This is a genomic window from Acinetobacter sp. 226-1, from assembly GCF_030329325.1.
Taxonomy (GTDB): Bacteria; Pseudomonadota; Gammaproteobacteria; order Pseudomonadales; family Moraxellaceae; genus Acinetobacter; species Acinetobacter sichuanensis.
On the sequence record NZ_JACANU010000033.1, the window covers coordinates 1 to 4,973 of the forward strand.

At 36.6% G+C, this 4,973-nt stretch carries 8 protein-coding genes; 7 read left to right on the top strand and 1 reads right to left on the bottom strand.

Going from position 1 to position 4,973, the window contains the following annotated elements; all coding sequences use genetic code 11:
• A partial coding sequence (locus HX124_RS17580; RefSeq protein ID WP_286418732.1) for a YfjT/YkfB family phage-associated protein occupies positions 1-193 on the top strand: 193 nt, incomplete at its 5' end.
• Between the two features lie 191 nt (positions 194-384).
• Here HX124_RS17580 and HX124_RS17585 read toward each other — a convergent pair.
• A complete protein-coding gene (locus HX124_RS17585; protein ID WP_286384394.1) occupies positions 385-765 on the bottom strand; it encodes a hypothetical protein in 381 nt (126 codons plus the stop codon).
• Positions 766-1,022: 257 nt separating this feature from the next.
• On the opposite strand from HX124_RS17585, the gene HX124_RS17590 reads away from it, so the two are divergent.
• The 6 genes from HX124_RS17590 to HX124_RS17615 all read left to right on the top strand — a co-directional run.
• Positions 1,023-1,355: a plasmid mobilization protein gene (locus HX124_RS17590; protein WP_286418734.1), complete on the top strand. Its 333-nt coding sequence runs from the start codon at positions 1,023-1,025 to the stop codon at positions 1,353-1,355.
• A complete protein-coding gene (locus HX124_RS17595; RefSeq protein ID WP_286384386.1) occupies positions 1,345-2,820 on the top strand; it encodes a relaxase/mobilization nuclease domain-containing protein in 1,476 nt (491 codons plus the stop codon). Before HX124_RS17590 ends, HX124_RS17595 begins: the two co-directional genes overlap by 11 nt.
• A gap of 76 nt (positions 2,821-2,896) precedes the next feature.
• Positions 2,897-3,211 (top strand): type II toxin-antitoxin system Phd/YefM family antitoxin, encoded by a 315-nt coding sequence (locus HX124_RS17600; protein ID WP_286384388.1) that lies wholly within the window; start codon positions 2,897-2,899, stop codon positions 3,209-3,211.
• Positions 3,208-3,495, top strand: coding sequence for a type II toxin-antitoxin system RelE/ParE family toxin (locus HX124_RS17605; RefSeq protein WP_151778643.1), 288 nt, complete (start codon positions 3,208-3,210; stop codon positions 3,493-3,495). Before HX124_RS17600 ends, HX124_RS17605 begins: the two co-directional genes overlap by 4 nt.
• Before the next feature lie 234 nt (positions 3,496-3,729).
• Positions 3,730-4,626, top strand: coding sequence for a replication initiation protein (locus tag HX124_RS17610; protein ID WP_286384392.1), 897 nt, complete (start codon positions 3,730-3,732; stop codon positions 4,624-4,626).
• A partial coding sequence (locus HX124_RS17615) for a YfjT/YkfB family phage-associated protein (protein WP_286418735.1) occupies positions 4,610-4,973 on the top strand: 364 nt, incomplete at its 3' end. The genes HX124_RS17610 and HX124_RS17615, both read left to right, overlap by 17 nt.

Here is a 4,973-nt window from a genome sequence, read left to right on the forward strand (position 1 = left end):
CCATACTGATAAAAGAGGTTATATTGAGTCGGACAGCCGTGTTGGAGATGCTCAATTCCACTATTTGATTGATCACTTTAAAAAACATAAAAAAGTATATATTCGAGCTCCTAATGGTTATGAATCTACTTTTACTTTAAAAGGCTCAACAAAAGCATTAGGAAATGACTGCAAATCGGGATTTTCTTATTAAGAAAAAATGGCACTAAACAAGCCTAAATCAGATAACAGCCCCTATCTAAGTTTAGGGGCTGTTTTTTTCTCTACTCTAGTATTCTTAATATTATTTCTAATATTTGAAGTAATACTTTAACTAAGTTTAAATAAGACATTTTTACTCCTTTAAGGTTTATTCCTCAAAGGAGTGTGCGGAGCACACTTTTTTTATATTTCTATTTCTTCTGTTACTGTGAGTTTCGTATCTTTTCTAGCCTCGATATCTTCAAATATTTTTATATCAATTCTTTTGAATAATCTAAAAAATTCTTGAGTTGTTAATGTCGTTTTATATGCTTTTACTTTAGGGTGTTTCCTGTCTGTTCGTTTTCCAGTTTTTAACTCTCTATTTACTAATCCAGTATAGATAGTAAGTCTAATTTCGTTAGGATCTAAATCAGATTGTATATAAGCATTAATGCCTAAAATATTTTCATTATTAATTTTACTATTAAAATGACTTTGTATGCTTGTGTGAGCATCATCTAAGGCAACTGTTCCTAACCAATCATTGTATTGTACTGATGCATGTAGAGATTCTTTTTGCATTTTAATTATCCTCATATATTAAATTTGAGATCGATAATATTCGATTATTATAAATTGGGCAAGGACACACAAAGGGTACTCTAGACAAAAACTAAAGTCTTCGCTAGATTACCTTTTGTGCCTTGCAAGGGAAGAATCCCTTGACCCTCTTTTCGACTTTATTTCCGCAAGATTTATGGCCATGAAACATAGCCAAAATTCTTACGAAAAAAAGCCGATCCCAAAACCCAAAAGTACTAAGTATTTGATGAGTTGTTATGAAAGAAAAAACGCTTATAAAACGTAATAAGGAAATCAAAGTCCGTTTAACAGAAGCGGAACATCACGCCTTACTTGAACGTATGGAAGGTGGAGAGCTTGCAACTTGGATTCGAAATACTTGTCTAGATGAGAAGCCAAATAAAAGAAGAAATTATAAAGCGGCAGATCCTCAGCTATTAGCAGCATTAGGACGCATTGGGGGCAATCTCAATCAGATTGCTAGACAAGTAAATACTGTGGAATCTGATATAGAAAAACTTAGAGCCTTTGCAGAGTTGGCAGTTATTCGAGAACAACTACAAGGAATTTTAGCCAACTATGATCGTTAAATTTTTGGGAAATAAGGGCGGTGGTAGTGCAGGTGCAACCATTGACTACCTACTTGGCAAAGATAGGGATAGACCTGGTGCAGTTTTACTGAGTGGAGATCCTGAATTAACCCAACGATTGGCAGATAACTTAGACTTCCAAAATCGCTATACGGTTGGAGTGCTTTCATTTGAGGAATTAGACCTCGAAGAACACCAAAAAGAAGCAATCATGCAGAGCTTTGAAGAAACATTGCTTGCTGGGCTAGAGCGCGACCAATATGACATTACTTGGATAGAACACACTGATAAAGGGCGTTTAGAGCTTAATTTCGTCATTCCAAATGTGGAATTAAGTACAGGAAAAAGATTACAGCCTTATTTTGATCAAGCTGACCGCCCACTTGTAGAAAACTGGAAACAAGTCATCAATTTTGAGCACGGCTTAACAGATCCTCATGCACCAGAGAAAGCTCAAGCAATTAAAACTTTGAATAGCCAAAATCTACCTTCAAGCGTCAAAGAGATTAAAGAGCAAATCGGGACCGCAATTGCTGAACAAATTAGTAATGGCAATATCCAAAATAGGCAAGATGTAGTTGAAACCTTGAAGGGTGCAGGCTTTGAGATTGCTAGAGAAACAGATAGATCAATCAGTATTAAGAATCCTGACGGCAAGCGGAATATTCGTTTAGAAGGCGTAATTTATGAAAATCGACAATTTGATAAACAATTTACAGAAGAACACAGCCGAGCAGGACAGGATTATCAAAGAACAAGCCGAGAACGCTACGAAACAGCACTTGGAAAGCTACACAGCCTTGTTGAAAGCAAGCAACGAGGAAACCAAGAGCGTTTTGAGATCAAACTTACAGATCATCAAAGACCAACAACCGAGCATCAAAAACGCTTTGCGTTTGAATATTCTCACGGGAGCAGTTTTGGGCGGACTGATTATGCTATTCCTCGTATTTCTAGGGATGAACGTATGGTTGGGTTATCAGATCAAGGACAAGAAACAGGAGTTAGCAGAGATCAATCTAGAACTAGACCAATCCCCACTAGAAAAGCGGATATTGAGATCAGTGGAATTTCACGAGAGCAAGGACAAGAAGACCTATTTCATCGTAGCCAAGAACAGCAAAAAAGCGGAAGTATTCGAGAACACCAGCGACCAAAAAGTAATGAAAATCGAGAAATAGGAAATCAATATGACCAACGACTTTATGAATCGCTACAACATCATCTTGAACTCGTTAGAGACGCAATTGAACGAGCTAAGCGAAATAAATCAAAGACAGACCGAGCAGATCGAAGCCTTGAGCGATCAGAATCAAGTATTGAGAGTGCAGAACGAGGAATTGAGCAGTCAAAATCGACAATTAAACAATCTGAACAGCAGATTACGAGAGCTGAACAGCGAATTAACGAAAAAATGAAAGAAAAACAGGCTGAAATCAAAGCAGATCGAGGGTTTTATCGTTGAAACAACAAAATAATCCTAGATTACCCTAGTAAAAAGTTTAAAATAGACAAAACGCCTACTTTTATGAGGTTTTAAAATGCAAGTTATTACAGCAAAAGATGCAAAATCACGTTTTGGTGAATTACTCGATACCATGCAACGAGAGCCAGTTTTAGTGACTAAAAATAAACGCCCTGTTGGTGTTTTCTTATCATTAAAAGATGTGAAAGGTACTCACTTAGAAAGCCTTTTCGATGTTCAGGATGATGATTATGAAGATTGGGAAAAGGAAAAAATTGCAGAAGCTCTAAATGCTTTGAAATCTCATCCATCAGAAACCACAGCGATGAAAACGGTACATGCTACAGCGATGCAAAAAGCACGAGAATTAGTAGCGAGCCGTAGCAGATGAGTTATGACGTTTCCTATTTGCCACAAGCAGAACAAGATTTAATTGAAATTTTGGCATATGGCATCGAAAAATGGGGTGAAAAACTAGCTGAAAGCATGTATCTAAAAATTACTGAACAGCTAGAAACACTCTATTTCTCACCAAATCGAACCAAGAAAAAGGGAAGTCTAGGAACAAGAGAAATGCTTATTTCTGACAGCCCATACCGTGCAATTATTCAAATTGATGAAGAAGCAAAGCGGGTTTTTATTCTAAGAATCCTACATACTTCGAGAAATATATAACTGAATTTTTGTCCATATATTGACAAAAATTCAGTTATAAAATGAAGAAAATCAATAACTTTTAAAACTATGAAAGTTGTGTTAAATTTTCTTTTAGGCGAAAAAAAAGCAGGTCTGCAAACCTACTTTTTTCTCATTGTTTAACAAATACTTAAAGCATCGGTAAACGCAAATTAGTTACTTGTTATTTTACCGATGTTTTGAGCATTTGCAACATATAGGACGTTGCAAAAGGTGAATAACGCTCAATTAAGCGATTTTTTTGAAAATCTTGCTCATAAACCATACTGTGCAGATGATTTACTGTATGGCTTACAAATAAGACCGAAAAAAACGGCAATCAACATGCAATACATACAAGGCAACCAGCCTTGTGTGCTTCATTACTTTTTTTTTGACATAGATCGTTCAGATGCAGTCATGGCATGGCATGACGAAAATTTGCCAATGCCCTATTGGACAGCACAAACACAAAAAAATGGTCATGCGCATATCTGCTATAAATTAGAAATTCCACTATGTACCAGTGAATTTGGCAGTCAAAAAGCAATAGCTTATGCATCAAAGGTACAAGCAGGACTTGCCAACAAACTTGGCGCAGACGTTGGCTACAGTCATCTCATTACGAAGAATCCATTTCATAAAGATTGGCGTGTCACTTTTTGGAGTGAACAAGCTTATACGCTCGATTATTTAGCCGATTTTGTAGAATTACCAAAGAAATTAAGCAAAAAACAGGAAGTTTCAGGGCTTGGGCGTAACTGCACTATGTTCGATACAGTGCGTAAATGGGCATATAAGGCTGTTAGAGCGCATAGAGGGGGTGTTTATAATACTTGGCTAGAGGACGTCACCAAACAGTGTTTAAGCGTAAATGAGACGTTTTTAGAAGTATTACCCTATTCAGAAGTCAAAGCTACTGCTAAGAGTATTGCTACGTATTGTTGGAAGAACGATGCTTATTGCTACCAAGAGTTTATAGATAGACAAAGTAGAAAAGGATCAATTGGTGGGAGAAAATCCAAAGGTGGTGGTAGACCATCTTTAGGAGAACCTTGGATAGAAATGGGAATTTCTAGACGAACTTGGTTTCGAAAATTTGGAAAGAGGGTAGATGAAAATGAAAGTTAAAAAAAATCTTTTGGTGGGGTTTCTTACAATATTTTTAAGCTCAAATATTTTAGCTTGGACAACAGAGACATCTGACGATGTTTGGCGTTCTGGTTGGGGACAAGGAGTTTCTGAATCTGAAGTTACATATGGTTCAGGAAATAGAATATACGTTGCATGTCATGAACCTTCATCTTGGGGAGGAAGCTCTATTTCTATTTCATTAGGAGGAAGGGAATTTCCTAATAGTGAACTTCTAATAAGATTTGATAATGGAAAATTAGAAAGTTTCCATACTGATAAAAGAGGTTATATTGAGTCGGACAGCCGTGTTGGAGATGCTCAATTCCACTATTTGATTGATCACT